Source organism: Stenotrophomonas sp. YJH_SMC_119, assembly GCF_059368315.1.
Genome location: NZ_JCAFRP010000007.1, coordinates 114,419 through 137,014 on the forward strand (window position 1 = coordinate 114,419; position 22,596 = coordinate 137,014).

General features: G+C 67.6%; 26 protein-coding genes. 14 read left to right on the forward strand and 12 right to left on the reverse strand.

Going from position 1 to position 22,596, the window contains the following annotated elements; genetic code table 11:
- The 6 genes from AC5P6S_RS12615 to AC5P6S_RS12640 are packed head-to-tail and all read left to right on the forward strand — an operon-like array spanning position 1 to position 5,801.
- A complete protein-coding gene (locus AC5P6S_RS12615) occupies positions 1–618 on the forward strand; it encodes a CDP-alcohol phosphatidyltransferase family protein (protein WP_043034541.1) in 618 nt (205 codons plus the stop codon).
- 34 nt (positions 619–652) lie between these two features.
- Entirely contained in the window at positions 653–2,404 is a 1,752-nt protein-coding gene (locus AC5P6S_RS12620) for a bifunctional alpha/beta hydrolase/class I SAM-dependent methyltransferase (RefSeq protein WP_495204627.1), read from the forward strand.
- Positions 2,404–3,732, forward strand: coding sequence for a phosphatase PAP2/dual specificity phosphatase family protein (locus AC5P6S_RS12625; RefSeq protein ID WP_049395356.1), 1,329 nt, complete (start codon positions 2,404–2,406; stop codon positions 3,730–3,732). The genes AC5P6S_RS12620 and AC5P6S_RS12625 overlap by 1 nt, the downstream gene beginning before the upstream one ends.
- The gene (locus AC5P6S_RS12630) at positions 3,729–4,166 is read left to right on the forward strand and encodes a hypothetical protein (protein ID WP_049395357.1); all 438 of its coding nucleotides are present in this window, start codon (positions 3,729–3,731) and stop codon (positions 4,164–4,166) included. Before AC5P6S_RS12625 ends, AC5P6S_RS12630 begins: the two co-directional genes overlap by 4 nt.
- Before the next feature lie 13 nt (positions 4,167–4,179).
- The gene (locus AC5P6S_RS12635) at positions 4,180–4,809 is read left to right on the forward strand and encodes a lysophospholipid acyltransferase family protein (RefSeq protein WP_005411260.1); all 630 of its coding nucleotides are present in this window, start codon (positions 4,180–4,182) and stop codon (positions 4,807–4,809) included.
- Entirely contained in the window at positions 4,806–5,801 is a 996-nt protein-coding gene (locus AC5P6S_RS12640; protein ID WP_005414654.1) for a phosphatidate cytidylyltransferase, read from the forward strand. Before AC5P6S_RS12635 ends, AC5P6S_RS12640 begins: the two co-directional genes overlap by 4 nt.
- 126 nt (positions 5,802–5,927) lie before the next feature.
- On the opposite strand, the gene fis is transcribed toward AC5P6S_RS12640, so the two are convergent.
- The 3 genes from fis to prmA form a co-directional block, all read right to left on the reverse strand.
- Positions 5,928–6,203: a DNA-binding transcriptional regulator Fis gene (fis, locus tag AC5P6S_RS12645; protein ID WP_005419706.1), complete on the reverse strand. Its 276-nt coding sequence runs from the start codon at positions 6,201–6,203 to the stop codon at positions 5,928–5,930.
- 114 nt (positions 6,204–6,317) lie between these two features.
- Positions 6,318–7,085 (reverse strand): DUF3426 domain-containing protein, encoded by a 768-nt coding sequence (locus tag AC5P6S_RS12650; RefSeq protein ID WP_049395358.1) that lies wholly within the window; start codon positions 7,083–7,085, stop codon positions 6,318–6,320.
- Between the two features lie 42 nt (positions 7,086–7,127).
- A complete protein-coding gene (gene prmA / locus AC5P6S_RS12655; protein ID WP_012481409.1) occupies positions 7,128–8,048 on the reverse strand; it encodes a 50S ribosomal protein L11 methyltransferase in 921 nt (306 codons plus the stop codon).
- A gap of 165 nt (positions 8,049–8,213) precedes the next feature.
- Between prmA and AC5P6S_RS12660 the strand changes: the two genes are divergently transcribed.
- Both AC5P6S_RS12660 and AC5P6S_RS12665 read left to right on the forward strand, forming a co-directional pair.
- Positions 8,214–9,179: a hypothetical protein gene (locus AC5P6S_RS12660; protein ID WP_032967023.1), complete on the forward strand. Its 966-nt coding sequence runs from the start codon at positions 8,214–8,216 to the stop codon at positions 9,177–9,179.
- Entirely contained in the window at positions 9,176–9,550 is a 375-nt protein-coding gene (locus tag AC5P6S_RS12665) for a hypothetical protein (protein ID WP_005411254.1), read from the forward strand. Before AC5P6S_RS12660 ends, AC5P6S_RS12665 begins: the two co-directional genes overlap by 4 nt.
- Before the next feature lie 97 nt (positions 9,551–9,647).
- On the opposite strand, the gene accC is transcribed toward AC5P6S_RS12665, so the two are convergent.
- From accC to AC5P6S_RS12685, 4 genes are all read right to left on the reverse strand, one after another.
- A complete protein-coding gene (accC, locus tag AC5P6S_RS12670; protein ID WP_005411253.1) occupies positions 9,648–11,015 on the reverse strand; it encodes an acetyl-CoA carboxylase biotin carboxylase subunit in 1,368 nt (455 codons plus the stop codon).
- A gap of 10 nt (positions 11,016–11,025) precedes the next feature.
- Positions 11,026–11,505 carry an acetyl-CoA carboxylase biotin carboxyl carrier protein gene (gene accB / locus AC5P6S_RS12675; RefSeq protein ID WP_005411252.1) on the reverse strand — a complete coding sequence of 160 codons (480 nt, stop codon included), beginning with the start codon at positions 11,503–11,505 and terminating at the stop codon, positions 11,026–11,028.
- A gap of 59 nt (positions 11,506–11,564) precedes the next feature.
- Positions 11,565–12,008 (reverse strand): type II 3-dehydroquinate dehydratase, encoded by a 444-nt coding sequence (gene aroQ, locus AC5P6S_RS12680; protein WP_005411251.1) that lies wholly within the window; start codon positions 12,006–12,008, stop codon positions 11,565–11,567.
- A gap of 385 nt (positions 12,009–12,393) precedes the next feature.
- Positions 12,394–13,122 carry a DOPA 4,5-dioxygenase family protein gene (locus AC5P6S_RS12685; protein WP_049418041.1) on the reverse strand — a complete coding sequence of 243 codons (729 nt, stop codon included), beginning with the start codon at positions 13,120–13,122 and terminating at the stop codon, positions 12,394–12,396.
- Positions 13,123–13,288: 166 nt separating this feature from the next.
- Here AC5P6S_RS12685 and AC5P6S_RS12690 point away from each other — a divergent pair, with 166 nt between their 5' ends.
- Positions 13,289–14,116 carry an isocitrate lyase/PEP mutase family protein gene (locus AC5P6S_RS12690; protein WP_065183227.1) on the forward strand — a complete coding sequence of 276 codons (828 nt, stop codon included), beginning with the start codon at positions 13,289–13,291 and terminating at the stop codon, positions 14,114–14,116.
- Between the two features lie 33 nt (positions 14,117–14,149).
- Here AC5P6S_RS12690 and AC5P6S_RS12695 read toward each other — a convergent pair whose 3' ends face one another.
- A complete protein-coding gene (locus tag AC5P6S_RS12695) occupies positions 14,150–14,686 on the reverse strand; it encodes a hypothetical protein (RefSeq protein ID WP_005414649.1) in 537 nt (178 codons plus the stop codon).
- 126 nt (positions 14,687–14,812) lie between these two features.
- Between AC5P6S_RS12695 and AC5P6S_RS12700 the strand changes: the two genes are divergently transcribed.
- Together AC5P6S_RS12700 and AC5P6S_RS12705 are read left to right on the forward strand one after the other, a co-directional pair.
- On the forward strand, positions 14,813–15,409 hold the full coding sequence (locus AC5P6S_RS12700) for an NAD(P)H-dependent oxidoreductase (protein ID WP_049418037.1): 597 nt from the start codon (positions 14,813–14,815) through the stop codon (positions 15,407–15,409).
- Positions 15,410–15,425: 16 nt separating this feature from the next.
- Positions 15,426–16,019 carry a TetR/AcrR family transcriptional regulator gene (locus tag AC5P6S_RS12705; RefSeq protein WP_005414647.1) on the forward strand — a complete coding sequence of 198 codons (594 nt, stop codon included), beginning with the start codon at positions 15,426–15,428 and terminating at the stop codon, positions 16,017–16,019.
- Between the two features lie 13 nt (positions 16,020–16,032).
- Here AC5P6S_RS12705 and AC5P6S_RS12710 read toward each other — a convergent pair whose 3' ends face one another.
- Positions 16,033–16,827 carry a D-alanyl-D-alanine carboxypeptidase family protein gene (locus tag AC5P6S_RS12710; RefSeq protein ID WP_495204628.1) on the reverse strand — a complete coding sequence of 265 codons (795 nt, stop codon included), beginning with the start codon at positions 16,825–16,827 and terminating at the stop codon, positions 16,033–16,035.
- 121 nt (positions 16,828–16,948) lie between these two features.
- Between AC5P6S_RS12710 and AC5P6S_RS12715 the strand changes: the two genes are divergently transcribed.
- Both AC5P6S_RS12715 and AC5P6S_RS12720 read left to right on the forward strand, forming a co-directional pair.
- Entirely contained in the window at positions 16,949–18,502 is a 1,554-nt protein-coding gene (locus tag AC5P6S_RS12715) for an alkaline phosphatase (protein ID WP_495204629.1), read from the forward strand.
- 42 nt (positions 18,503–18,544) lie between these two features.
- A complete protein-coding gene (locus tag AC5P6S_RS12720; protein ID WP_049418031.1) occupies positions 18,545–19,111 on the forward strand; it encodes a GIY-YIG nuclease family protein in 567 nt (188 codons plus the stop codon).
- Between the two features lie 7 nt (positions 19,112–19,118).
- On the opposite strand, the gene AC5P6S_RS12725 is transcribed toward AC5P6S_RS12720, so the two are convergent.
- Positions 19,119–19,262, reverse strand: a complete 144-nt coding sequence (locus AC5P6S_RS12725) for a hypothetical protein (RefSeq protein WP_164281572.1) — start codon at positions 19,260–19,262, stop codon at positions 19,119–19,121.
- Between the two features lie 98 nt (positions 19,263–19,360).
- On the opposite strand from AC5P6S_RS12725, the gene AC5P6S_RS12730 reads away from it, so the two are divergent.
- Positions 19,361–20,260, forward strand: a complete 900-nt coding sequence (locus tag AC5P6S_RS12730; RefSeq protein ID WP_049418029.1) for a LysR substrate-binding domain-containing protein — start codon at positions 19,361–19,363, stop codon at positions 20,258–20,260.
- 31 nt (positions 20,261–20,291) lie between these two features.
- Here AC5P6S_RS12730 and AC5P6S_RS12735 read toward each other — a convergent pair whose 3' ends face one another.
- Positions 20,292–21,008 carry an ABC transporter substrate-binding protein gene (locus tag AC5P6S_RS12735; RefSeq protein ID WP_049418027.1) on the reverse strand — a complete coding sequence of 239 codons (717 nt, stop codon included), beginning with the start codon at positions 21,006–21,008 and terminating at the stop codon, positions 20,292–20,294.
- Positions 21,009–21,070: 62 nt separating this feature from the next.
- Entirely contained in the window at positions 21,071–22,594 is a 1,524-nt protein-coding gene (locus AC5P6S_RS12740) for a carotenoid oxygenase family protein (RefSeq protein ID WP_111193779.1), read from the reverse strand.
- Positions 22,595–22,596: the final 2 nt, after the last annotated feature.

A 22,596-nucleotide genomic window follows, 5' to 3' on the forward strand; every position in this document is an offset into this window, starting at 1 on the left:
ATGTCGATCTATGCATTGAAAGGACGTTTCCAGGACCTGTTGCGTCCAGCCGTACGCCGTCTGTACCGCAGGGGGATCACTGCCAATACGGTGACCGTGGCCGCTGCCGTGGTCTCGCTGCTGGTGGCCGCCGCCGTCTGGTGCTGCGCGCCGGCCCAGCCCCTGCTGTACCTGCTGCTGCCGCTGTGGATGCTGCTGCGCATGGCGCTCAACGCGGTGGATGGCATGCTGGCCCGCGAGTTCGGCCAGCAGTCGCGGCTGGGCGCCTATCTGAACGAGCTGTGCGATGTGATTGCCGATGCGGCGCTGTACCTGAGCCTGCTCAGCATGCCGGGCGTGCGCCCCGAGATGCTGTGGCTGCTGGCCTGGACCGCGGCCCTGAGCGAGTACGCCGGGGTGCTGGGGCTGATGGTCGGTGCCAGCCGCCGCTATGACGGCCCGATGGGCAAGAGCGATCGCGCGTTCGTGATCGGTGCGCTGGGCCTGCTGCTGGCGTTTGAGTGGGTTGGCGCGATGACGGTCACTGGCGTGGCCGCGGTCATGGCGGTGCTGTGCGTGCTGACGATGGTCAACCGCGTCCGTCGGGGACTGCGGGAAGCAGCGGTTTCGCCGAATTAATCAAGCAGATACAAAAAGACAATCAGGAGATTGCATGCGTCAGGCGCAGGAACGGGAATTCCACAGCTTCGACCAGGTACCGCTGTTCTACCGGTACTGGGCGGGCACCACCGCAACGCCGGCCACCAAGGCCATCGTGCTGCTGCACCGCGGCCATGAGCACTCCGGCCGGGTCACCCACCTGGTCGATGAGCTGGACCTGCCCGACACCGCCTTCTTCGCCTGGGACGCGCGCGGCAATGGCCGTTCGCCGGGCGCACGCGGCGATGCACCGGGCTTCCCGGCGCTGGTGCGTGATCTGGACAGTTTCATCGCCCACATCGGCGCCGAGCACGGCATTGCGGTGGAAGACATCGTGGTGATCGCGCAGAGCGTAGGGGCGGTGGTCGCCGCGACCTGGGTGCACGACTACGCACCACGCCTGCGCGCGCTGGTGATGGCTTCGCCGGCGTTCAAGGTGAAGCTGTACGTGCCGTTCGCACGCCCGGGCCTGGCGCTGATGCAGAAGCTGCGCGGCAATTTCTTCGTCAACAGCTACGTCAAGCCGCAGTGGCTGACCCATGACCCGGGGCGGGTGGAAAGCTATCGCACCGACCCGCTGATCACCCGGCCGATTTCGGTGCGCGTGCTGCTGGGCCTGTACGAGGCGGCCGACCGCATCGTGGCCGATGCGCAGGCGATCAGCGTACCGGTGCAGCTGCTGGTGTCCGGCTCGGATTTCGTCGTGCACCGTGGCCCGCAGGACCGCTTCTACGAGCGCCTGTCCAGCCCGATCAAGGAGCGTGTGCATCTGCCGGGCTTCTTCCACGACACGCTGGGCGAGCGCGATCGTGCACCAGCACTGGCGCGCATCCGCAGCTTCATCCAGGCGCGTTTTGCCGAGCCGCTGCGCGAGCTGTCACGGCGCGACGCGCACCGTCACGGGCCAACCTTCGAAGAATCCGAGATCCTGGCCTGGCCACCGGAGCGCAACAGCCTGGCCGACCTGCGCTGGCGCGTGGTGCGTGGCGGCCTGCGCTTCGGCGGCACGCTGTCCGAAGGCATCGCGCTGGGCCTGCGGACCGGTTTCGATTCCGGTAGCACGCTGGACTACATCTACCGGAATGAGGCGCGCGGCAAGGGCCCATTGGGGCGGATGGTCGATCGCAACTACCTGGATGCAATCGGCTGGCGTGGCATCCGCGTGCGCGGCCAGCACCTGCAGGAACTGCTGCGCGACGCTGCCCAGCGCCTGCGCGGGCAGGGCACGCCGGTGCGTGTGCTGGACGTGGCCGCCGGCCATGGCCGGTATGTGCTGGAAGCGCTGGGCCAGGGCGAACAGCGCGCCGACCGTATCGTGCTGCGTGATTTCAGCGATCTGAACGTGACCCAGGGCCAAGCGTTGATCGAGCGCCTCGGTGCGGCCGACATCGCCCGCTTCGAGCAGGGCGATGCGTTCGATCCGGCGCAACTGGCCAAGGTCGATCCAGCACCGACACTGGCGGTGGTCTCGGGCCTGTACGAACTGTTCCCCGGCAACGACGCCGTGCTGCGCTCGCTGCAGGGTATCGCCGCAACGGTGCCGGCGGGAGGCTACCTGGCCTACACCGGCCAACCCTGGCACCCGCAGCTGGAATTCATCGCGCGCGCCTTGACCAGCCATCGCGGTGGCGCGGCGTGGGTGATGCGTCGCCGTACCCAGCAGGAGATGGATGAGCTGGTGCGCCTGGCCGGTTTCGAGAAGGTGGCGCAGCGCATCGACGACTTCGGCATCTTCACCGTGTCGCTGGCGCGCCGGACCGCGTGATGGCGACGCTCGCCGCAACCCCGCTGGCCGCGGAAGGGCGCCCCTGGCGGCGCGCCCTGCTGTGGCTGGCCCTGCTGGGTCCGTTCTTCTTCGCAAGCTACGGCTTCGCCAACTGGATGGCCGGCCGCCACGCCACCCTGCCGATGATGGCGTTCGCGTGGGAGACACGCATCCCGTTCGTGCCGTGGACGATCGTGCCGTACTGGTCGATCGATCTGTTCTACGCAATCTCGTTCTTCCTGTGCCGGCATCGCTTGGAACTGGACCGGCATGCGCTGCGGCTGTTCAGTGCGCAGGTCATCGCGGTGGCCTGCTTCCTGCTGTGGCCGCTGCGTTTCAGCTTCGAGCGTCCGGAGATCGGCGGTGTGTTCGGCTGGCTGTTCGATGTGCTGCTGGGCTTCGACAAGCCGTTCAACCAGGCACCGTCGCTGCATATCGTGCTGTTGATCGTGCTGTGGGTGAAGTTCGCGCAGTACCTGCATGGCGTGTGGCGCGGGTTACTGCATGTGTGGGCACTGCTGATCGGCGTCTCGGTGCTGACCACGTTCCAGCACCATTTCATCGATATCCCGACCGGCCTGCTGGCCGGCTGGCTGTGCGTGTGGCTATGGCCGGAGCGGGGCACGCCACCGTTGCGCGCCTGGCACACCGCGCGTGATGCCAGACGTTGGCGATTGGCAGCGCTGTACCTGCTGGGGGCCGCTGTATTGCTGGTGCCGGTGGTGTTTCTGCGTGGCGCCGCGTTGTGGCTGCTGTGGCCGGTGGTCTCGTTGCTGCTGGTGGCGATGGCCTATGCCGGGCTGGGTACGGCGGTGTTCCAGAAGCGCGCCGATGGTCGTCTGACGATGGCTGCACGCTGGCTGCTGGCGCCGTACCTGGGCGCCGCCTGGATCAATTCGCGGCTGTGGACGCGGCGTGCGCCGCAGCCGGTGCCGGTGATGGACGGTGTGTGGCTGGGGCGCATTCCCTCTGAGGCATTGCCGGCCCCCCTGGTGGGCGTGGTCGATGCCTGCGCCGAGCTGTCCTGTCGCGCGCAGGGCGCCGCGTATGCCAGCGTGCCGATGCTGGACCTGGTGGTCCCTGCACCGGAACAGCTGCGCGAAGCGGCCGAGGCCATCGAGCGCCTGCATGCGCACGGACCGTTGCTGGTGTGCTGTGCGCTGGGCTATTCGCGCAGCGCCGCCAGCGTGGCCACCTGGCTGCTGCGCAGTGGTCGTGCGGCCGATGCGGACGCGGCGGTGGCGATCGTGCGTGCTGCGCGCCCTGGCATCGTGCTGGGTACGGCCCATCTGCGTGCCATCACCGACGCGGCAGGAGTGCGCGCATGAGCACGGTTCCCGATCTGGCGACCATGCAGCTGCTGCTGCGGCAGGGGCGTTGGCCGGCATGCCTGTCGCTGGGGCTGCTGCTGGTGGCATTGCTGCTGCTCGGCACCGAGCCGGGCCTGGCGATGATCGCTGCAGGGTTGCTGCTGGCCAGCATGTCTGCAGGGGTGGCCCAGACGTACCACGCGTGGCGGGTTGCGCTGGACGCCAGCCTGCTGCAGCTGCTGCGCGATGAGCGCCTGGACGGCGATGCCGCCGCGCGCCGCACTGATCAGCTGCTGCACGACAGTGGCCTGCGCCGCCCGTCGCCCGATGCGCCCCTGCGGGGCTGGGACGCGCGCTGGGCCGGCATGCGTCGCCTGCTGCTGCGCCAGTACCTGCTGACAGCGGTGCAGTTCGCACTGCTGGTGCTGGCCGTGTTGTGGCCGCAGACGTGAACGGGAGGGACCAATGTTCGCCGAACTGATTGCCCGCGCCTGCAGTGGTGCGATCCATGTAGTAACCGGTGCCCGCGCGCTGTGGATCGGTTGCGCGCCGTCCAGCGAGCGCCGTGTGTACTACGGCAACCACGCCAGCCATGGCGACTTCGTGCTGATCTGGTCGTCGATGCCGCCTGCGTTGCGGCGCCAGGTGCGGCCAGTTGCCGCGGCCGAATACTGGCAGCGCGACGGCCTGCGTCGCTACCTGATCGATGCGGTGTTCAACGGCGTGCTGGTCGAGCGCGAGGCCGGCCATCGCCAGCAGGATCCGCTGCAGGCCCTGCGTGACGCGGTGGACGAAGACTGCTCGCTGATCCTGTTTCCGGAAGGTACCCGCAACGTGGGCGATGAGCCGCTGCTGCCGTTCAAGAGCGGCATCTATCACCTGGCACGGCAACGGCCGGAGCTGGAATTCGTGCCGGTGTGGATCGACAACCTGAAGCGGGTGATGCCCAAGGGCCGGTTCCTGCCGCTGCCGCTGCTGTGCACGGCCACCTTCGGTACGCCGCTGCGGCTGCAGGCCGACGAGGACAAGGCGGCCTTCCTGGCCCGCAGCCGGCAGGCGCTGCTGGACCTGGCGCCGAACGGGGGGCGCGCATGAGTTTCCTGATCGATGTGTCCGGCGACCTGGCAGCGCAGAGCGTGGGCCAGCAGACCGGCCTGCTGTTCGCTGGCGTCGGTGCGGTGCTGGTACTGGCCACGTTGGTGGCCGAAACGCTGCGATGGCGCCAGCGCGGCCGGCCCAGCGCGGTCATCGCCAACCTGGTGTCGCGCATCCGCGCGTGGTGGGTAATGGCGATCGTGGTCGGGCTGGCGCTGTTCTTCGGCCGCGCCGGGGTGATCGTGCTGTTCGCGATCATCTCGCTGTTCGCACTGCGCGAGTTCATCACCCTGGCGCCGACCCGCTCAGGCGATTACTACGCGCTGCTGGCCGCGTTCTACATCGTGCTGCCGTGGCAGTACTACCTGGTGTGGATCGACTGGTACGGCATGTACACGCTGCTGATTCCGGTCTACGCGTTCCTGTTCCTGCCGATCCTGTCGACCATCGGCGGCGACACCACGCACTACCTGGAGCGGACCGCTAAGGTGCAGTGGGGGCTGATGATCTGCGTGTTCTGCATTTCGCATGTGCCGCTGCTGCTGAACCTGCACGTGCCGGGCCATGACCCCTCGCGCAACGTGCTGCTGTTTGCTTTCCTGGTGATCGTGGTGCAGTCCTCGGACGTGCTGCAGTACATCTGGGGCAAGTTGTTGGGCAAGCACCTGATCGCGCCGAAGCTGTCGCCGTCGAAGACGGTGGAGGGCTTCGTCGGCGGCGTGCTGAGTGCCAGCGCACTGGGCGCGGCGCTGTGGTGGATCACCCCGTTCACGCCGCTGCAGGCGTTCGGCCTGTCGCTGCTGATCAACCTGATGGGGTTCTGGGGCGGCCTGGTGATGTCGGCGATCAAGCGTGACCGGGGCATCAAGGACTGGGGCCACATGATCGAGGGCCATGGCGGCATGCTCGACCGGCTGGATTCGGTGTGCTTCGCCGCGCCGGTGTTCTTCCACGTGGTGCGGTATTACTGGAAGGCGGGCGGCGGCGGTTGATTCTGCCGGGCTTCCATCCACGCATGGGGCGGATCTACCGGTAGTGCCGGCCGCTGGCCGGCAACTGCAACATCCTGCCACCGTTCGTGGGGTTGCCGGCCAGCGGCCGGCACTACCCGTGCGCGTTTACGCGCTGATGCCGTATTCCTTCAGCTTCTTGCGCAGGGTGGCACGGTGGATGCCCAGCATCGCGGCGGCGCGGCTCTGGTTGCCTTCGCAGTGGTTGAGCACTTCCACGAACAGCGGGATCTCCATCTCGCGCAGCACGATCTCGTAGACATCGTCCGCGTCGCAGCCATCGAGGTCACGCAGGTAACGGCGCACGGATTGGGCGACATGTTCACGCAGCGGTGGCCGGGGAGCGCCACGACTGTTGTCAGGACGAGAGAGGACAGCGTTCAAGGGGGTTCCCGATTCGGTGGGCCCGTGCGCGCGGTGCGCGCGGCCGGACGAGGTGGTGGCGGCCAGTCTAGCGCGAGCGTGCCCGGCCTGCCACGGCCGGTCGCCTTTTCACGTTCAGAGGAAGTCGAAGGTGAATGCGACGGTGGATGCGGCGGGCTCCTGCACACGGAAGGCGACGCGCGCGCTCTGGCCCGGTTCCAGCAGGGCGGCGCCGGGGTTCTCGCCAAGGTACTGCGCAGGCGTGAACACACCGCTGCCGATCACCCGGCCATCAGCATCGGACAGTGACAGGCGCAGGTCCGGCCAGGCCTGTGCCCAGCGTGCGTCGTTGCGGATGCTGGCCTGCACCTGCAGCACGCCGGCCTGCCCGGGCAGCGGCCGGATCTCGCGGCTGGTCATGGTGAAGGCGGTGGGTTCATGCCAGGCCGGCAGGCTGCAGCGCAGGAGGCCGCAGAGCGTGCCCAGCCAAGCACGGTTGCCAGCGTCGGCGGCCAGCCGCGCACGGTCGGCCAGCACGCTCTGCAGCACCAGCAGCAGCGCCAGCCCTGCAACCAGCAGCCAGTGCCAGCGCGGTGCCGGCAGGCCGCGGGGGCGCGCACTGCCAAGGAAACTCGGCGCGTCAACGGCGGCCGTCGTCGCCGGCACTGCAACCGGTGCCGACGCGATGGCCGCAATGTCATCAACGATGACAGGCGCATCGTCGTGTTGCATCTCCGCCGCCACATGCGCCGCTTCGGCGGGCCCGGCTGGCACCTGCATGGCAGGCGACGCGTGTTCTTCCGGTTCCTGCGTGCGCGCATCGGTCGCAGGCACGGGCGAACCTTCCGGGGCGGTGCGCAGGAAGGTTGCCAGAGGGCGTCGCGGTGGGTTCGGCTCGGACATGCTCAGGGTGCGGGCTCGGATCCAGCAGTCATTCAACCACGATCAGGCGCGGCGCACGCCGGTGATGCGCATCCAGTCGCCATCCTGGGTCGCCTGCAGGTCGTCGAACCATTCGGCATAGCGCTGCAGCAGTTCACCTTCCTGGCCGTGCAGGATGCCGGACAGGGCAATACGGCCGCCGGCAGCCACGCGCGCGGCCAGCAGCTCGGCCAACGCGTCCAGTGCCGAGGCGAGGATGTTGGCGACCACGATCGGGTAGGTGGCGACCGGTTCGTCCGGCGGCAGGTACACGTGCATGCGCGCCTGCTCGCCGTTGCGCTCGGCATTGTCGGCGGTGGCGACCAGGGCCTGCGGATCGTTGTCCACGCCGATGGCCTCAGCGGCGCCCAGCTTCAGCGCGGCAAGCGCAAGGATGCCGGAGCCGCAGCCGAAGTCGAGCACGCGCTGGCCCTGCAGCAGGCCATCCACGGCCAGCTGGTCCAGCCAGCGCAGGCAGAGCGCGGTGGTCGGGTGGGTGCCCGAGCCGAACGCCAGGCCCGGGTCCAGCCGCACCACGGCGGCGTCGGCAGCCTGTGCGGCCTCCGGCAGTTCATGGTTCCACGGCACGATCCAGGTGCGGCTGCCGAAAGCCATCGGCTGGAACTGGTCCAGCCAGGCGCGTTCCCAGTCCTCGTCCTCGACCGCGCGGAAACTGCCGCTGCTCCAGTCCAGTTCCGGGTCGAACGCCTCCAGCGCGGCCAGCAGCAGCAATGCGTTGCTGTCGGCGGGAAACAGCGCGCTCAGCACCAGGGTGTCCCATAGCGGGGTCTCGCCCACGCCCGGCTCGAGAATGGCCTGTTCGTTGCTGGTATCGGCCTCGGCATCAAGCAGCGTGACGGCCAGTGCGCCGACATCCTCCAGCGCATTCTCATAGCGGGGCTGGGTAGCTTCGGTGCAACGCAGGGTCAGTTCCAGGAACGGCATGGCGGTGGGAGGCAATCGCGGGAAAGGGGGCCATGCTAGACCATCGGAGCGTCTCCGTATTGCCTGAGATGCCGTTCGGAGATGAACGGAACCGATTCAGACAGGCCTGGCGGGCCTTGCTAAACTTGCTGCTTTCCTGTGCGCCATGAACGCTCACTGCCGCCAATGGCCTTTGCTCCGACCCTTAAAACCTGGTTGCTCGTGCTGCCGGCGGTGGCCGTGCTGGGCGTGGCCGGGTATCGGGCCAGCGGCCATGCCGGGTCGGTACCGGTGACCGCAGGCGAACTGCCGACGGCGCAGGTTGCGGCGGACGATGCGGCGCCCCTGCCGGTCGTGCCGGAAGCGTTGGCGCGTCGCCTGGCGGCGTTCGAGCGCGGCAACGCGCTGCCTTCGGGCCTGCCGCTGGACCTGCGCGCGGACATCGAGGATGCCACCGATCTGTACGCCTATGCGCAGCGCCTGCGCGTGCAGGCCGACGACGGCAATCACGAGGCGCGCTGGATGCTCAGCCGGGTCTACGACTACTGCGCGCAGTACGCCATCGATCCAGGCGGTTATCGGTTGGACAACAATGTGCTGGCCGGGCTGGGCCTGACCGCTGCACCGGCGATGGTGCAGGCGCGCGAGCGCGTGGCGCAGCGCTGTGGCGGCTTCGTGCCGGGCGACAAGCTGGGGTCCGCGCTGGTGCTGGCCGAGCGCCGCAAGGCGGCCACGCAGGGCAACCTCGCAGCGGAAGCATCGCTGTTTGCCGAAGGCGAGCCGCTGAATGACAGCCCCGAGTACCGCCGTGACCTGGTCGAGCGGGTGCGCACATCGCGCGATCCGGAGGCCTTCATGGCCATTGCACCGGGCATGGGCGTGCGCGCGGCGGGCGACCAGGCGCTCACTGGCCTGGTCGCGGGAGAACAGCTCAGTGAACTGGCGTGGCGGGTTGCGGCCTGCGAGCTCGGTCTACCGTGTGGTGCCGACAGCGTGCTGGTCAACAGTTTTTGCGCGAATGGAGGGATCTGTTCGCAGGATGGGACGCAGGATTTCCGGGATTTCGTGTATGACGCTGCGGTTTCGCGGCAAGGTGCGGGGAAAATGAAGCAGTGGATCAAGCGATTGGTTGGAAAGAGGGGCGGGCAATGAACTACCGTCGATTCCTGCATGGGGCCAAGTTCTGGTTCTGGGTGGCACTGTTCGTGGCCTATTCGGCCGGCGCGGTCGGGCTGTTGATGATCGACACCTATGAAGATCGTTACCGGCATCTGTCGAAAGTGGAACTGACCACGGTGAAGGCGCAGGAAGATGTGCGCCGCGTGGGTGCCAGCCAGGTCGCTGCGGTCTATCGCGCGCAGAGCGGCATGCCGTTCGCATCGTTGCCGGCAGGCAGTACCTTCCAGGTGGTGTGGCCCGATGGGTCCACCGAGACGATGGTGATCGTCGACCCGAGCTCGCCCAATGGTGTACGCCCGCTGGCGAATTCGCAGATCCCGGCCGAAGCTGCCGACAAGCGCTGATGCACCTGCCGTAGAGCCGAGCCCACGCTCGGCTCTACGGCAATGGAAAAAGGGCGGGGATATCCCCGCCCTTTTCATGTCCAGTACCTGCTGCCGATCAGGTCAGTGCGATCGGCTTGTTCTTGCGCTCGGCAAGACGCTTTTCCAGGTAGTGGATGTTCTGGCCACCGGCCTGGAAGCCCTTGTCGCGCATGATCCGCTGCTGCAGGGCGATGTTGGTCTTGATGCCGTCGACCACCATCTCGCTCAGCGCCACCCGCATGCGGGCGATGGCGGTTTCGCGGTCCGGGCCGTGCACGATCAGCTTGCCGATCATCGAGTCGTAGTTCGACGGCACGCGGTAGCCACTGTAGATGTGGGTATCCACGCGCACGCCGGGGCCACCCGGCGGATGGAAGCCGGTGATGGTGCCCGGGCTCGGCACGAAGGTTTCGGCGTCTTCGGCGTTGATGCGGCACTCGATCGCGTGGCCGGTCAGCACCACGTCGCTCTGCTTGATCGACAGCTTCTGGCCGGCGGCGATCTTCAGCTGCTCGGCCACCAGGTCGATGCCGGTGACCATTTCGGTGACCGGATGTTCCACCTGGATGCGGGTGTTCATCTCGATGAAGTAGAAGCGGCCGTCTTCGTACAGGAACTCGAAGGTGCCGGCGCCGCGGTAGCCGATGCGCACGCAGGCTTCGGTGCAGACCTTGCCGATCTGCTCGCGCTGTTCGGCGGTGATGCCCGGTGCCGGTGCTTCTTCCACCACCTTCTGGTGGCGGCGCTGCATCGAGCAGTCGCGCTCACCCAGGTGGATGGCGTTGCCCTGGCCGTCGGCCAGCACCTGGATTTCCACGTGGCGCGGGTTCTCCAGGAACTTCTCCATGTAGACCTCGCCATTGCCGAACGCGGCCTTGGCCTCGCTCTTGGTGGTTTCGATCGAGGTCTTCAACGAGGCCTCGGCATGCACCACGCGCATGCCGCGACCGCCACCGCCACCGGCCGCCTTGATGATGACCGGGTAGCCGATCTCACGGGCGATCTTGGTGTTGGCGACGATGTCATCGCCCAGCGGGCCGCCCGAACCGGGCACGCACGGCACGCCGGCCGACTTCATCGCGCGGATGGCTTCGACCTTGTCGCCCATCATGCGGATGGTGTCAGCCTTGGGGCCGATGAAGATGAAGCCGGATTCTTCCACGCGCTCGGCGAAGTCGGCGTTCTCCGACAGGAAGCCGTAACCGGGATGGATCGCCTGCGCGTCGGTGACTTCAGCGGCGGCGATCAGCGCCGGAATGTTGAGGTAGCTCTGCGGCGACGGCGCCGGGCCGATGCAGACCGACTCGTCGGCCATGGCCACATGCTTGAGGTTGCGGTCGACCGTGGAATGCACGGCCACCGTGCGGATGCCGAGGGTGTGGCACGCGCGCAGGATGCGCAGCGCGATCTCCCCTCGGTTGGCGATGACGACTTTGTCGAGCATGGCGTGCCCCTCAGCCGATCACGAACAGCGGCTGGTCGAATTCCACCGGCTGGCCGTTCTCGCCGAGGATGGCGACGATGGTGCCGGACGTGTCGGCTTCGATCGGGTTGAACATCTTCATTGCTTCGATGATGGCCAGGGTCTCGCCTTCCTTGACCTGCTGCCCAACGGTGACGAAGGCCGGCTTGTCCGGTGCGGACGACGCGTAGAAGGTGCCGACCATCGGCGAGCGCAGCACGTGGCCTTCCGGCAGTGCAGGGCCCGGCTTGGCGGTACCGCCGGTGGAGGCTTCGGTTGGCGACTGCATCGGCATTGCCTGCGGTGCCGGGGCGGCCGGAGCGGCGTACACCGGGGCGGCGACCGGGGCGGCATAGCCGGCCACCGGGGCACGCGACAGGCGCACCGACTCTTCGCCTTCCTTGATTTCGATTTCAGCCAGGTTCGACTCTTCCAGCAGGTCGATCAGCTTCTTGATTTTGCGCAGATCCATGAGGGCCTCTTTGGTTTCTATCTAGGTGAGGAGAGCGCCGTGGGCGCCCGGGTCGACAATCAGGTGGCGGATACCCGCAGCAGCGCCGCGTCCATCGCGTAGCGGTAGCTGTCGGCACCGAAGCCGCACACCACGCCCACCGCCTTGTCACTGAAGTAGCTGTGCTGGCGGAACGGTTCGCGGGTATGCGGGTTGGACAGGTGGATCTCGATGAACGGCACCGCCACCGCGGCCAGCGCATCGCGCAGGGCAACCGAGGTGTGGGTGAAGGCGGCGGGGTTGATCAGGATGAAAGCGGTTCCGTCGTCGCGCGCGGCCTGCACGCGGTCCACCAGCACATGCTCGGCGTTGGACTGCAGGCTCTCCACCGCGTGCCCGGCGGCCGATGCCTGGCTGGCCAGGGCCTGGTCGATGTCGGCCAGCGTGGTGTGGCCGTAGACCTCCGGCTCGCGTGTGCCGAGCAGGTTGAGGTTGGGGCCGTGCAGGACCAGCAGCTTCGCCATGGGATCCGGAAGACGGGAAAGGGCGGCAGTCTGGCGGAACCGGCGGATGCTGTCCAGTTCGGCGAAGTTTGCAGCGTTTCAATCGAACGTTTGAAATCTGCCGGAGCGCTTGTGGCCGTATGGCGGGCGCTGGATCAAGGCGCGCTGAATGGCTCGCAGGCCGGGGATGCATGCACGTAGGCCGACGATGGCGGCAGGCATGGGCAGGGCTGATGCTGTCATGGGTGGTGCTGCAGTAGATCCACGCCACGCGCGGATGAGGCCACCATTCAATAGATCCACGCGATGCGTGGATGGAGGACGTTCGGTACGCAGCACGCTACGCACCCACCGAGGGGCAGCCCAAGGTGCGCCGCACGCCTACTGCCCCCCGCCACGCCCCCGCTCACGTCTCCAGCGGCACCGTCGGCACCACGTTCGGGAACACCTCTTCCAGCGGTTCCCGTTCTCCAGGCTTCGGTGCCGGCCAGTTGTAGGCATTCACCGGCTGCGCGCGGTTTACCCACAACGCGTAATACAGGTGGTCGGCGCGGCCATCACCGGTATTGGGGTGGATCAGGATGGTCAGGCCCAGGCTGTTGAGCTGCAGCCAGGGCACCAGCACCGGCAGCAGGTCGTTGGTGAAGCCGAAGTAGAACGACGGGGTGACGTGCGGCCCGCGTGGTTCCAGGTTCCAGTTGCCCAGCTCCACCGGGAAGCGCTCGGCCGCCCAGCGCCGCAGCAGCGCAGCCTTCTCGAAGCTGTCCTCGTCGAAGTAGATGTGCGCGTGATAGCTCTTGATGTCGGTGTAGGCGCGTGGGGTCACGGGCAGGGTGGCCTCGCCGGGACGCACGCTGGCCGGGCGCGGGGTCGGTTCGCTGGCCGTGGCCTGGCCCCAGGGGCTGCGCCCTTCCGGTGCTGGCGGCACGATGGCACGGAAGCCGGGGCGGCCAGGCTCGGTGGTGTTCACCGCGTCGTTGCCGCGCGGTGCTGCGGCGGTGGTCGAGGCACTGGCCAGGCCGCCAGCGGCCAGACCCGCCGAAGCGATCAGGCGGCGCCGTGCCGGCGAAAGCAGGTCGGCCCAGTGGGCGTCATCATCGCCGGCGTCGGTGAGGGTCTGCGGGTCCGGGTGCATGAAGGGCTCCGTGGCGGCATCGTGTGGGCAGGCAAGCACGCTCGGGCACCCGCATCCACAGCGTCCAATAAGCAGGGGGCATCACCTCATGCAGGTGCGCCCCGTTGTCGTTGAGCGTGGCCGCTGGGCGGGCTAGGGTGCAGGTCTGCCGCCCCGGAGCCCTTCCATGATCTCGCCCGATGCCGACACACAGCAAAAGCGCGCGTTCTTCCGCCAGCTGCACGCGCAGGGTTGCTTCGTGCTGCCCAACCCGTGGGATGTGGGCAGTGCCCGCTACCTGCAGCGGCAGGGCTTCCAGGCACTGGCCACCACCAGCGCCGGCTGCGCCTGGAGCGAAGGGCGGCCGGACGGAGCGGTTTCGCTGCAGGCCACGCTGGCGCATCTGCGCGTGATGGTGGCAGCGACTCCATTGCCGTTGAATGCCGACTTCGGTGATGGCTTCGGCGCCACGCCGCAGGCGGTGCAGGAGGCGGTGGCCGCGGCGATCGACACCGGCATTGCAGCATTGTCGATCGAGGATGCCAGCGGCGTGGCCGATGCACCGCTGCGTCCGATCGACCAGGCGGTCGAGCGCCTGCGCGCTGCCCGTGCAGCCATCGACCGCGCGGGTGGCGACGTGCTGCTGGTCGGCCGCGCCGAGAACTTCTTCGTTGGCGTGCCGGATCTGCAGGACACCCTGCAGCGCCTGCGTGCCTACGCAGAGGCCGGTGCCGACGTGCTGTATGCACCTGGCATCAGCACGCGCGAGCAGATCAGCGCGGTGGTCGCCGCTGCCGGGTCGAAGCCGGTGAACCTGCTGGTCGGTGGACCGACGTCGCTGAGCCTGCAGGACATCGCCGCGCTCGGCATTCGCCGGGTGAGTCTGGGCGGCGCACTCGCCCGTGCCGCGTGGGGCGGGCTGATGCAGGCGACCCAGCCGATCGTGCAGGACGGACGCTTCGATGGCCTGCAGCAGGCGGCCTCCGGGGCTGCCTTGAACGCGCTGTTCCGCTAGATCCACGCCGTGCAAGGCGGGAGGGGCCGGCGACTACAGCGCCTCGATCTCCCGCTTGGGTAAGGTCACGTCGGGTTCCAGCGCTGGCAGCAGTTGGCGAAGCAGGTTTGGATTGCCCTGCAGCCCGGTGCCATCCAGATACGTCCAGCCGGAACCACCAACGCGGCGCACGGCCACCATGAACGTGGTGCTGCGCATTGGGGTTTCACGCACCCGTATCAGGGATTGGCGTGGCACGAAGCAGACTTCTTCCTCTCCGGCAGCATAGGTCCGGGTCGGCACACCTACATCTTCGCTGATGATCACTACACCGGCGTTGTGCTGCTTCTTCAACGCATCACGGGTGATCGCCTGGAAGGCGTCATCGCCGCCGGCCAGTCGCTTGAGGCTGGGATGGGTACGTTCGATGAGGAAGTCCGCATCGCCGCGGGCGTATGCAGCCATCATGGCGCGCACATCTTCGCGCAGAGCCTTCGCATCACTGGGACTGAGTTCACCTGCGAAGGCGGATGGCAGCAACAGCAACAGCGACAGCAGCATCAGCATCGTCAGGGGCAGGCGTCGATCCATGTTCGGGTGTCTCACAGGGCACCGCCGCACTATACGGTGGATGCGAAAACAGCGTCCCATCGATGGCGCTGGTATCCCGAAAATCACTACTTACTATTGGTAGGTATTGATTTCTGGAGACCCCCCATGCACAGCCTCATTGTCATCGCCCACCCTGAACCCGGTTCGCTGACCCATGCGATGGCGCATCGCATCGGCGATGCCATCAATGCTGCCGACGCCCGCAACACCGTGGCCTACGCCGATCTGATGGCCGAAGGCTTCGATCCGCGCTTCAACGCCCAGGACCAAGCCTTGTTCCGCAGCACCGGCGCGGTACCGGCCGACATCGCCGCCGAGCACGCACGGCTGGAGGCCACCGATACGCTGGTGCTGGTGTTCCCGTTGTACTGGTGGTCGTTCCCGGCACTGCTGAAGGGCTGGATCGACCGTGTCTTCACCAACGAATGGGCCTACGCACAGGACGCGCAGGGCAAGCTGGTGAAGAAGCTGCAGCGCCTGAACGTGCATCTGGTGGGGCTGGGCGGTGCCGACGCAGCGATGGTCGAACGACGCGGCTACGATGCGGCGATGAAGACGCAGATCGACATGGGCATCTTCGACTACTGTGGCGCACGCGTGCTGACGTCCGACCTGCTGCTGGATGCCGATACCGGTGCGGCCGGAGCGCATCTGCAGACCGCGCTGGCGATCGGCCGTAAAATAGGCACTCCGATGCGCTGATCGCCGTGTTCCGCCGATGCCCGCCAACGCCGCTCCCACGCGCCGCCGATTGACCCGCGAGCAACGCGCCCGCCAGTTGCTGGACGTGGCCTGGGCGCTGGTGGGTGAAGAAGGCACCGACGCGTTGACGCTGGGACGGCTGGCCGAGGCGGCGGGCGTGACCAAGCCGGTGGCCTACGATCACTTCGTGACCCGCAACGGCCTGCTGGCCGCGCTCTACGATGACTATGACGGGCGGCAGACGGTGGTCTTCCACGAGCGTATCGGCCGCGCCCGCGCGCAGCTGGCCGACCGTGCGGCGGCCATCGCCTCCGGCTACATCGACTGCATCCTCAGCCAGGGCAGTGAAGTGCAGGGCATCCTCGCCGCGCTGGTGGGAGCGCCGGAACTGCACGAGGTGCGGCGGCGTTACCAGCAGGACTTCATCGACAACTGCGACGTATGGCTGGGTCCGTTTGCCGCCGATGGCACGGTGCCACTTGCTGGGCGCTGGGCGATTCTCGGTGCGGCTGAAGCCCTGTCCGAAGCCGTGGCGGCAGGCGCGCTGGACAAGACCAACGCCGAGGCCGAGCTGCAGCGGCTGATCGTGGCGACGGTCAAGCGGCGCTGAGCGGCTTCGGGCGTCAGGCCCCGGCGGTGGTGCTGGCCAGCGTGGCGAATCCTGCCGCCAGCTGATCGCGCACTAGGGCATCGCGCGCGTCGCGGCTTTCAGAACCCAATACCACGGTGATCAGGCGTACCGGCTGATCCCGCCCGGGCACTGCCCGGCATGCGGTGGCGGCCAGGCAGAAGCCTGCTGCCTGGGTGTAGCCGGTCTTCAAGCCATCCACGCCGTCATCGCCAAGCAACGCGTTCTGGTTGTTGCGGCTGAAGCTGCCATGCACGAACGCGCGCTGCGCGGTGATTGCCCGTATCTGCGGATGGTCATTCAGCAGGCAGGCGGCCAGCACTGCCATGTCGCGCGCGCTGGATGCATGGCGCGGCGTGGTGATGCCGGAGACGCTGGCGAACCAGCTGCTGCGCAGGCCGAGCTGGCGTGCGTGCCGGTTCATGCGCTCCAGGAACGCAGGCTGCGATCCGTCCGGGTGGCGCGCGATGGCCAGCGCCGCGTCATTGCCGGAGACGATCATCAACCCTTCCAGCAGGCGCGCGAGCGTGACCGTTTCGCTGGGCACCAGGCCCATGCGCGTTTCATCGTCGGCGACCGCATGCACGTCGCCGGCGGCGATGGTGACTTCGGCGCCCCACGAGCGCCCGCGCTCCTCGACACATTCGTAAGCCGCGTAGGCGGTCATCAGCTTGGTCAGCGAGGCCGGCTGCCTGGCGATATCCGCGTTGTGCTGGTGAATCACCGCGAAAGTTGCCGCATCGAGGGTGATGGACGACAGCGGTGCACGCGCAGGAGCAGGAGACGGCATGGAAGCGACGATGGCAGTGGGGACCCAGGAGGATAGTGTGCGGCGGCTGCACGAAGCTGAAATAATGCAACGATATAACGTATCGCCATTGTGGGCCGCCGATGGCCCGACGGGACATCCGATGACTGCACGCATTCCACGCCGCTGGCTTCATTCTTCGTTGCTGCTCGCGCTGGCCGCACTTGGCGGCTGCCAGCCCAGCCTGCGCGCCGAGGCTGTTTCCACCGCCGAAGCCGGTCCGCTCAATGTGATCGTGATGATCAACGACGGTGCCGGCTGGGGTACCTGGGACGCCGCCGCCTACTGGCAGTACGGCAGCCGTGACGGCGCACCCTATGCGGATTTCCCACTGCGCCTGGCGGTGACCACCTTTCCGTTGAACGCGAGCAGCCAGCCGACCGGTGACAACGCGCAGACGCTTGGCTACGACCCGGGCAAGGCCTGGGATGACGCGCCGGTTCCTGCGCAGGACCTGCCCTTTGCGGGCTACCAGTACCTGGCCGCGGTGGCTACCGACAGTGCGGCGGCGGGCACTGCGCTGTCCTCGGGGATCAAGACCTACAACAACGCCATCAACTTCAACAACGATGGCCAGCCGGTCGAGTTCAATACGCTGCGCGCCAAGCGCCTGGGCATGGCCACCGGCGTGGTCACCTCGGTGCCGTTCGCGCATGCCACGCCGGCCGCGTTCGCGGCGCAGAACGAATCGCGCAGCAACTATCACGCCATCGCACACCAGATGCTGGCGCAGGGCCACATGGACCTGGTGATGGGCACGGGTGGCCCGGGCTACAGCGTCGACGGCCGCGCCTGCCATGAAGGTACGGACGCGGCGAAGGCGGAGGGCTGTGTGAGTCCATGGGAGTGGGTGTCGCAGCAGGATTGGCAGCAGCTGGAAGCGGGCAGCACCATCGGCGGCAATCCGGCGGGACCGTGGCGCCTGATCCGCAGCAAGGAAGCGTTCGCCGCACTGGCGCAGGGACGGTTGCCGGCCGACCGGCCGCTGATCGGTGTACCGCGCGTGGCCAACACACTGCAGCAGGCGCGCCAGCTGCAGGTGCTGGGCAAGGATGCAGCCACGCCTTCGGGAGTGAGGAAGATCGACAGCGTGCCCGATCTGGCGACGATGACGCGTGGCGCACTGCAGTTCCTGCAGCAGCGCTCGTCCAAGGGGCTGTACCTGATGGTGGAAGGCGGCGCCACCGACTGGGCCGCACATACCAGTGCGTGCGGCACCGAATGGCATTACGGCCAGTGCAGCGATCAGGCGCAGTATGGCCGGCTGATCGAAGAGACCGTGGAGTTCAATGACGCGGTGGCGGCGGTGGTCGACTGGATCGAGCGCAACGGTGGCTGGGAGCGCAACCTGTTGATCGTCACCACCGACCACGACAACAGCATGCCGATGGGCCCGGATGCACACAACGTGGCTTTCGCGCCGGTACGCAACAACGGTCGCGGCCGCATGCCCGGAATCAGCTTCCGCCCCACCGGCAACCACTCCAACGCGCTGGTGCCGCTGTGGGCCAGGGGCGCCGGCGCGGCGCTGCTGGGCAAACGCGTGCGGGGCGTCGATGCCGGCTACCGTCAGCACGTGCGCTGGAACGACGGCAGCTACATCGACAATACCGACGTGGCTGCCGCAGTGCAGGAAGTGCTGCAGCGTCCACGGTAACGCCCGGTTGCACGCGGGCTGTTGTCGAGGCAGCCTGCGTACATGCAGTCGGATATCCGCATCGACGGTCGTGTCTTCGCCTACGTCTTCCCCTGTGCGTGGGAAGACTACGCGAAGATTGGTTTCTCACGTGATCCGCTTGGGCGCATCAGCGCATTGCACCGGCGTTGGTTCGAGTTCTTCGATCTCGACGCCGGTGCGCTGGTGGAAGCGGAAAGCGAGCGCGATGCGCGGGATCTGGAGCTGCAGCTGCGTTCGCCGTTCAAGGCGCACCGCGCGCCGGCGCCGATGACGGTCCAGGACAAGGCTGGAGGCCGCACCGAATGGGTACGTGGTGCCAACCACGCTTTGTCGCTTGCGGTTGCCGGCCTGGGCGAACAGGGCTATCGCTGTTATCCACTGAAGGGATGGCTGCGAGCCGCGCTTCGCCTGCGCATGGACCGGCTGCACGACTGGGCGGCGGTGCAGCTTCCCGAAGAGGAAGGCCTGCGGATCCCCGGTGGCCCCGGCGAAAGAGCGCTGCGTGACACCCTCGACGGTTGTCAGGCATTGGACATCGATCCGATCCCGTGGCTGCCTGAACACGTCCAACGCTGGTATGCAGGTTGAGGAGCGTTCAACGGGCTCGCGGCGGCTGAACCGGCGCGGCCGGTTGCCGCGCGCACTGCGGGGCAGGTGTGGACGGGCTGGCCAGCTGGCGTGCCAGCTCGGCGCTGGCCACGTGGCCCTGCAGGAACAACAAGCCGCCGAAGATGTTCATGAGCGTGCCTCCACTTGAGTGGATTGCACGATACGGGCAGCATGGACGGGCAAAAAGCGACATTTCCGCAAGCATGACTTGAGAGAATTTCAAGCCTTATGTCCCGCCCTCCGCTCCATGCCCTCCAGGGCTTCGTGGCTGCCGCCCGGCTTGGCAACCTGTCGCGCGCGGCGGCGTCGATGAACCTGACCGTCAGCGCGCTCAGCCACCAGATGCGGCAGCTGGAAGAACGGCTCGGGCAGCCGCTGCTGATCCGCCAGCCGCGTGGTATCACCCTTACCCTTGAGGGGCAGCGCCTGCTCGAGCAGGTGGGGCCGCATCTGGATGCGATAAACGAAGCCTTCCAGCCCTATGCCGCGCGTGCCGAGCACGTGCTGACGATCAGTGCGGTGCCATCGATGGCATCGGCCTGGCTGGTGCCGCGCCTGGGTCACTTCGTGGCTGAGCATCCGCAGATCGAGATCAACCTGCAGTCGAGTGAGCGCCTGATTGATTTCGAGCGGCAGCGCCAGTTCGACGCCGCGCTGCGGCTGGGCAGCGGGCAATGGCCGGGCCTGGTGGTGGAACCGCTGTTCGACGAGTGGCTGGTGCCGATGGCGAGCCCCGCGCTGATCGAGCGCATGGGGGGCATCGACCGTTTACCGCTGACCCAGTGGCCGCTGCTCGGTGATCCCGACGGCGCGTGGGGCGCCTGGTTCGCGTTGAGCGGGCAGAGCCCGCCATCGCGCTTCGTGGCGGTGCTGGATGATTCGGAGGCGCACCATCGCGCCGCACTGGATGGCGTAGGCGTGGCCCTTGGCCGGGTGACCCGGGCACGCCTGCTGCTGGAATCCGGCCAGCTGGTCGCGCTGTCCAGCCAGCGCCTGAAGACGGCGTGGCCGCATTGGCTGGTGTACCCGCAGCGCTCGGCCAGCCATCGCGGCTTCCTCGCGTTCCGCGACTGGCTGCATGCGCAGGCCGCCGAGCATGTGCAGCACATGGCGGACGCGCATCTGTAACGCCGCGCGGTGCTCGATCTCGGCTCTACAGTCAATGCACCAGGGTGACCGCCTGCCCGGCACGCGCGAACGCTTCCTCCAGCAACGGGCCCGCCTTGATCGCTTCCACTTCCTCAAACAGCGCCCGCAGCGCATTGGCCGGGCGTGAGGCCGGTGCCGCCACTGCCTGCTGGATCGCGGTGAAGCGATCGGCCAGCACCCGATGGCCGGGATGTGCCTTCGCCCAGGCCGCCAGCGGCTGGCGTACACCGGCGGCGGCATCCAGGCGGTGCTGGTCGAACAGGGCGATGGCCGCTGCCGAGGTGTCCGCCCGCTCGATCGTGGCATGGCGCAGTTCCCGGCTCAGGAACAGGTCATAGGCCGCGCCACGCCCCACCGCGATGCGCAGTCCGTCGCGGTCGAGGTCGGCCACTTGCTGCGCCGGGCTGTCTTCGCGCACCAGGTAAGTGCCTTCGATCTCCACATACGGAGCGCTGAAGGCGATGCGGTCGGCACGCGCCGGATCGATCGCCAGGAAGGCCAGATCCCAGCCGTCTTCGCCCGCTGCGGCGACCACCGAGGCTGCGGCATCGTGGCAGGTGAAGCGTGCCTGCACCCCCATCCGTTGCGCCAACGCGGTAGCCAGTTCCAGCGAGGGGCCGCGCGGTGAGCGCGCATCGCCCTGTGCCAGCACCGGGTTGCCCAGGTTGATCGCCACGCGCAGGAAACCGTGCGGTGCCAGCGTACGTCGGTGGTCGGCCAGGGACATGCAGGACTCCACGGGGCAGGGGAGACCCAGCATGCCAACAACGGTGTCCGCGTGGCGTGGACTCAGCCGCGCGCGGCGAAGGTGCCGTGGAAGCCCAGTGGCACCGCATACGGCAGCCACGCCTGGGCCAGCGGACCGTCATCCACATGGCGCGCATCCAGCACGGCCAGACCGCTGCGCTGGTTCACCGGATCGAGCAGGGTGCCGATCAGCCAGCCGTCATCGGCGTTGCGGCTGCCCGGGCGCGGTACGAACACATGCTCTTCGGCCATGATGTCCGCCCCGTAGTTCCAGAGCTGGCGGCGCCCGTGCTCGATCTCGAACGCGGCCACCGCGTTGAAGTACGGCGCAGTGGCCGTGCCGTCGATGGTCGGCGCATACAGCCGTGCGCCACGTGTGTTCGCCGAGCGCGGGTCGAACAACGGGAACTCCACCGCGCTGATGCCCAACGTCTGCCAGCGGGCCTGTCCACGACGCAGGTCCAGATGCAGCTCGACCAGGCTGGCGCCACTGTTGGCCGCGTGTGCGCCATCACCGGCCATCGCTTCCTTCATCGGCGAGCGCGCCTCGTTGATGTCGTCGTGGCGCACTGCGCGCAGCACGATGCCGCCATCGCGGGTGAACGCGTCGCCGAAGTGGTAGATCGCCGCGAACGGGGCCTCGAACCATTGCGCCTTGTCCGGCGCATCCTTGGCGACCACCGCGATGCGCACCGGACGCTGCGGTGCGAACTGCATGCGCTCGAAGAAGCTGCCACCTGCGCCGGTGAAATCGAACGGCATCATCACGAACAGCAGGTGCTGGTCGGTCATCGCGAAGGCATGCAGGTAGCCATGCTCGGGTGTTTCGATCACATTGGCGCTGCGCAGCTGGCCGTCCGCACCGATGTGCCAGACCAGCAGGCCATGGCCCCCCATCAGGCTGATCGAGCCGAAGTTCCAGAGGCTGCCGTCGTGGTCGGTCAGCGGGTGCGCCGAGAACGGCAGCGCCGCCAGGTCCGGACGCCAGGTGACAGGGCCAAGCGTCTGCAGCGAATCCGGGTCCACTTCTAACGCCGAACCGGATTCGCACAGGGCGAACAGGCGGCCATTGATCATCGTCACCGAGGTGTTGGCCACGTTGGCATCATCGTTGTTGCGTACCGCCAGCGCACCGGGAACGCTGGTGCCGGCGGCCGGATATTGGAAGCGGCCGGCCTTCTGTTCACGGGTGAATTTCGGCGTGGCGACCATGCGCCCGTGATGGGTCAGGCTGCCATCACCATTGAAGCGCCAGCCATGCACCATGCCGTCGCCGTCGAACCAGTGGTCGTAGCGGAAGCCATCGCGCTCGGTCCACGCCGGACCGTTGCGGTACAGCGTGCCAGCCAGGCCTGACGGCAGCTTTCCCTGCAACTGCACGGTGGCCGGACCGAGGCTTTCGCTGCCGACGCTGCGCCAGCCGAGCAGCCACGGGTGTTCCTGCATGCCCTGCGCGAACCGCGCCGGGTCGCCGGCGAAGGCGGGAGCGCTGCGCAGCGCGGTGGTGCCCAGGGCCAGACAGGCACTGCTGCTGAGCAGGGTACGAAGGAAGCGGCGACGGTCCATGG

What these genes read in the sequence shown, in the direction of transcription:
- AC5P6S_RS12615 (WP_043034541.1), top strand. Translation starts at nt 1, where the DNA reads ATGTCGATCTATGCATTGAAAGGACGTTTCCAGGACCTGTTGCGTCCA.
- AC5P6S_RS12620 (WP_495204627.1), top strand. Translation starts at nt 653, where the DNA reads ATGCGTCAGGCGCAGGAACGGGAATTCCACAGCTTCGACCAGGTACCG.
- AC5P6S_RS12625 (WP_049395356.1), top strand. Translation starts at nt 2,404, where the DNA reads ATGGCGACGCTCGCCGCAACCCCGCTGGCCGCGGAAGGGCGCCCCTGG.
- AC5P6S_RS12630 (WP_049395357.1), top strand. Translation starts at nt 3,729, where the DNA reads ATGAGCACGGTTCCCGATCTGGCGACCATGCAGCTGCTGCTGCGGCAG.
- AC5P6S_RS12635 (WP_005411260.1), top strand. Translation starts at nt 4,180, where the DNA reads ATGTTCGCCGAACTGATTGCCCGCGCCTGCAGTGGTGCGATCCATGTA.
- AC5P6S_RS12640 (WP_005414654.1), top strand. Translation starts at nt 4,806, where the DNA reads ATGAGTTTCCTGATCGATGTGTCCGGCGACCTGGCAGCGCAGAGCGTG.
- AC5P6S_RS12650 (WP_049395358.1), bottom strand. Translation starts at nt 7,085, where the DNA reads ATGTCCGAGCCGAACCCACCGCGACGCCCTCTGGCAACCTTCCTGCGC.
- prmA (WP_012481409.1), bottom strand. Translation starts at nt 8,048, where the DNA reads ATGCCGTTCCTGGAACTGACCCTGCGTTGCACCGAAGCTACCCAGCCC.
- AC5P6S_RS12660 (WP_032967023.1), top strand. Translation starts at nt 8,214, where the DNA reads ATGGCCTTTGCTCCGACCCTTAAAACCTGGTTGCTCGTGCTGCCGGCG.
- AC5P6S_RS12665 (WP_005411254.1), top strand. Translation starts at nt 9,176, where the DNA reads ATGAACTACCGTCGATTCCTGCATGGGGCCAAGTTCTGGTTCTGGGTG.
- accC (WP_005411253.1), bottom strand. Translation starts at nt 11,015, where the DNA reads ATGCTCGACAAAGTCGTCATCGCCAACCGAGGGGAGATCGCGCTGCGC.
- accB (WP_005411252.1), bottom strand. Translation starts at nt 11,505, where the DNA reads ATGGATCTGCGCAAAATCAAGAAGCTGATCGACCTGCTGGAAGAGTCG.
- aroQ (WP_005411251.1), bottom strand. Translation starts at nt 12,008, where the DNA reads ATGGCGAAGCTGCTGGTCCTGCACGGCCCCAACCTCAACCTGCTCGGC.
- AC5P6S_RS12685 (WP_049418041.1), bottom strand. Translation starts at nt 13,122, where the DNA reads ATGCACCCGGACCCGCAGACCCTCACCGACGCCGGCGATGATGACGCC.
- AC5P6S_RS12690 (WP_065183227.1), top strand. Translation starts at nt 13,289, where the DNA reads ATGATCTCGCCCGATGCCGACACACAGCAAAAGCGCGCGTTCTTCCGC.
- AC5P6S_RS12695 (WP_005414649.1), bottom strand. Translation starts at nt 14,686, where the DNA reads ATGGATCGACGCCTGCCCCTGACGATGCTGATGCTGCTGTCGCTGTTG.
- AC5P6S_RS12700 (WP_049418037.1), top strand. Translation starts at nt 14,813, where the DNA reads ATGCACAGCCTCATTGTCATCGCCCACCCTGAACCCGGTTCGCTGACC.
- AC5P6S_RS12705 (WP_005414647.1), top strand. Translation starts at nt 15,426, where the DNA reads ATGCCCGCCAACGCCGCTCCCACGCGCCGCCGATTGACCCGCGAGCAA.
- AC5P6S_RS12710 (WP_495204628.1), bottom strand. Translation starts at nt 16,827, where the DNA reads ATGCCGTCTCCTGCTCCTGCGCGTGCACCGCTGTCGTCCATCACCCTC.
- AC5P6S_RS12715 (WP_495204629.1), top strand. Translation starts at nt 16,949, where the DNA reads ATGACTGCACGCATTCCACGCCGCTGGCTTCATTCTTCGTTGCTGCTC.
- AC5P6S_RS12720 (WP_049418031.1), top strand. Translation starts at nt 18,545, where the DNA reads ATGCAGTCGGATATCCGCATCGACGGTCGTGTCTTCGCCTACGTCTTC.
- AC5P6S_RS12725 (WP_164281572.1), bottom strand. Translation starts at nt 19,262, where the DNA reads ATGAACATCTTCGGCGGCTTGTTGTTCCTGCAGGGCCACGTGGCCAGC.
- AC5P6S_RS12730 (WP_049418029.1), top strand. Translation starts at nt 19,361, where the DNA reads ATGTCCCGCCCTCCGCTCCATGCCCTCCAGGGCTTCGTGGCTGCCGCC.
- AC5P6S_RS12735 (WP_049418027.1), bottom strand. Translation starts at nt 21,008, where the DNA reads ATGTCCCTGGCCGACCACCGACGTACGCTGGCACCGCACGGTTTCCTG.
- AC5P6S_RS12740 (WP_111193779.1), bottom strand. Translation starts at nt 22,594, where the DNA reads ATGGACCGTCGCCGCTTCCTTCGTACCCTGCTCAGCAGCAGTGCCTGT.